This window comes from Sandarakinorhabdus sp. (assembly GCF_031422795.1).
GTDB lineage: Bacteria > Pseudomonadota > Alphaproteobacteria > Sphingomonadales > Sphingomonadaceae > Sandarakinorhabdus.
Genome location: NZ_JANPML010000130.1, coordinates 1 through 3,035, shown reverse-complemented (window position 1 = coordinate 3,035; position 3,035 = coordinate 1). Strand labels below are relative to the sequence as shown.

At 69.9% G+C, this 3,035-nt stretch carries 4 protein-coding genes; 1 reads left to right on the top strand and 3 read right to left on the bottom strand.

Annotated features, from left to right (window positions below; translation table 11 throughout):
• The 3 genes from RMO81_RS04885 to RMO81_RS04875 all read right to left on the bottom strand — a co-directional run.
• On the bottom strand, positions 1–1,333 hold a 1,333-nt coding region (locus RMO81_RS04885), incomplete at its 3' end, for a DNA polymerase Y family protein (protein ID WP_310474639.1).
• Positions 1,260–1,985: a hypothetical protein gene (locus RMO81_RS04880; RefSeq protein WP_310474638.1), complete on the bottom strand. Its 726-nt coding sequence runs from the start codon at positions 1,983–1,985 to the stop codon at positions 1,260–1,262. The genes RMO81_RS04885 and RMO81_RS04880, both read right to left, overlap by 74 nt.
• A 134-nt stretch (positions 1,986–2,119) precedes the next feature.
• Positions 2,120–2,728, bottom strand: coding sequence for a 2-hydroxychromene-2-carboxylate isomerase (locus RMO81_RS04875; RefSeq protein ID WP_310474637.1), 609 nt, complete (start codon positions 2,726–2,728; stop codon positions 2,120–2,122).
• Between the two features lie 41 nt (positions 2,729–2,769).
• Between RMO81_RS04875 and RMO81_RS04870 the strand changes: the two genes are divergently transcribed.
• On the top strand, positions 2,770–3,035 hold a 266-nt coding region (locus RMO81_RS04870; protein ID WP_310474635.1), incomplete at its 3' end, for a hypothetical protein.

The following is a 3,035-nucleotide window of genomic DNA, read 5'->3' as shown; positions in this document are numbered from 1 at the left end:
GGGGTTGGGGGCGCTGGGGGGGTGCGCGGGCAACCAAACCCCCCCCCCCGGGGGGGGTGGGTCGCCCGCCGGCGCCCCGCCCCGGCCCGGGGTGGGGGTTGGCAGATGTGGCCACTGGCTGACCCCCACCCCGCCGCGCTGCGCGTGAGTCGACCCTCCCCACAGGGGGGAGGGAGTTGGCCTGGTCGAACGGCAGATCGAAACTCGCCTGTTCGGGGATATGGGTGTCGGCGCGGGCCAGCCGGCGGATTCGTCCGCGCCCCAGCCGCGCGGTAAGGCGATCAACCAGTTCGGTGAGCTGGGTTTCGGCAAGCTGGCCGCCCTCCAGCCCCAGCTGCGTTTCGTCCAGCGTGTGCGTCACCGGCACGGCGAGGCGCACCAGATCATAGCCAAAGCCGGGATCGAGCGGATCGTTCAGCGCGGCGATGCGTTCATCGAACAGGCGCAGCAGCACGCTCGTCTCGCGTTGCGGTTCGGCGGTTTCCACCGCAACATGCGCGACATGGCCATCGGCGCGATAAAGCGCCAGCGCGAACCGCCGCCCACCCTGCCCGCGTGCGCCCAGTTGCACGGCGCAGCGCAGCAGCAGTTTTTCCAGCGCGACACGCACCGCATCGGTGGTGGCGATGGGCTGGGCAAAGCGGATCTGGGCGACAATTTCGGCGTGCGGCAAACGCGGGTCGAGCGGTTGCGGCACGGCTTGCGTCAGCGCATCAAGCGCCGCCAGCAGCGCCTCACCAAAACGGGCGGCGATGGCAGCGCGCGGCAGTTTCGCCACCTCGCCCACCCGCTTCAGCCCGGCGCGGCGCAGGGCGATCTGCACCGGTTCCTGATCTGACAGGGCAGCCAGCGGCAGCGCCTCCACCCGGCGCTGGCCAAACCGCGCCAGCGCCATGGCGGCAGCCGGGGTGGCGGCGATGGCGTGCACAGCGCTGAAGCCCAGCCGCTGCAGCCGGGTCATCACATCGGCGATCAGGCTGGCCTCGCCGCCGAACAGGTGAGCGCAGCCAGTGATGTCGATCATTAGCCCGTAGGGCGGCACGGCGGCCACCATGGGCGACCAGCGAGTGGCGCCGTCGGCCAGCCAATCCAGACAGGCGGCATCGGCCGCCGGATCATGCGGCACCACCCGCAACTGCGACAGCTGCGCGCGCGCATCGGCAAGGGCCAGGCCAGGGTGCAGGCCCACCTCGGCGGCGGCAGCGCAGGTGGCGCGGATGACCTGCCGGCCGCGTTCGTTGGCGACGAAGACGAGCGGTTCAGGCTGCGGCGCGTGCCGGGCGAGGCGTTCGGCCGGCAGCCACGGCAGGAATAGCGCCAAAATACGCCTCACGCCGGCCAAAGGCAGCGCCGATAGGGATGGGACGCTCGATAACAGCGGAGGCGGGAATGAAACGGCGGCGGTCACGATCCCACTCCAGTTCTAGGGTGATGTCTGCCGGGCCGCCGCGTTGGCGTTCCAGCGTGAGGGCAAGGCGCGGCGGGCCAGGCGCATTGCCAGCCAGCCGCCGGGCCGGGGCGGAGGCGGCGCGCCAGCGGGTGAGCGCTGCTGATGGCCGGGCCACGCCAGCGCGCAGCACCAGCGTGAACACCCCCGATGCCGCGGCGGCCAGTTGCAGCCGGCGCGTCACCGTCAGGTCCACCGCCGTCGCGCTGCCGGCCTCGATCACCAGGCAGGCCAGCGCCGCACAACGCTGCGCCTCGGCCGCCGCGCGCAGCATGGGCAGTGCGCCGCCCGCCGCCACCAGCCACAACCGCCCCGGATCGCCGCCCAGTTCAGCCAGACCGGCGCCATAGAGCCGGCCATCTTCGCCGCGAGGATCGGCCAACCACAGGATCGGCCCGGTGCGCGGCGCCGCCAGCGCCAGCATCAACGCCAGCGGGGTCGCCGCCGGCCCGTAAATCTCGTGACACCCCGCCAGCAGCAGCCCACCGCCCAGCGCCGCATCCGCCCGCCCACCATCCAGCGCCAGCCGCGTGGGCATGGACCGGGGCGGCGGCGGGGCAGAGGGCAGCAGGCGGCTGACAGACGACAACAGAACGACTCACTTATGACAAAGTGTTCCACTTTTGTTCACGTTGCGGCCAGCTGCCCGGCAGAGTCAAGTCAGGCGCAATTCTACCGCACCTTTGCCGCCGCCTCGCGCACCAGCAGGATGCGGTCCTGCCCGAAATACATGTCATCGCCGCCAACATAGAACGTCGGGCTGCCGAAGCCGCCGCGGGCGATGAGTTCATCGGTGTTGGCGCGCAGCTTCGCCTTCATTTCCGGCGAATCGGCCTGTTCCAGGGCGTCCGCCCCAAGCCCGCCAGCCGCAGCAGCTTCGGCCAGCACATCGGGCTGGCTGATGTCGCGATCCTCGCCCCAATAAAGCTGGAAGATGCGCCGCGCGACCGGCTCGCAGGCTGATGCATCATCCGCCACCAGGCACAGGCGCATCGCCCGCGCGCTGTTCACCGGAAAGATGCTGGGGGTCCATTTGATCGACAGGCCGGAACGCCGGATCCAGTCGTGCAGATCCTTGGTGAAATATCGCGCCTTGGGCACCACCGGTTTTGATCGCATCTCATACACGCTGGGGTTCACCGTGTTGAACACGCCGCCCACCAGGAACGGCCGCCAGACAATATCGAACCCGTCCTCCGCCGCCGCCTTCACCAGCGCTTCGAACCCCAGATAGGTCCACGGGCTCGAACAATCGAAGAAGAATTCCACCTGTGCCGTCATGACCCTCTCCCCAAACGCCATATTGCGGTTACTGTGGGGCCATGATGCAACGTTTCAAACCGGTCTTTTTGCTGGCACCGCTGGCAGCGCTGCTGATTGCGGCGGCGCCGTCCGCCATGACGACCGCCGCGCCCGGCGCTGCAGCTCAACGGGCCGACCGTCTGGCGCAGGCCGCGGCCCTGGTCGATGCCGGCAAACCCGCCGATGCGCTCGCCATATTGGATGGGCTGCTGGCCGAAACCGATCTGCCCGCCGACAAGGGCCAGGTGGAAGGCCTGCGCAGTTTTGCGCTGGCCCGCACCGGCAA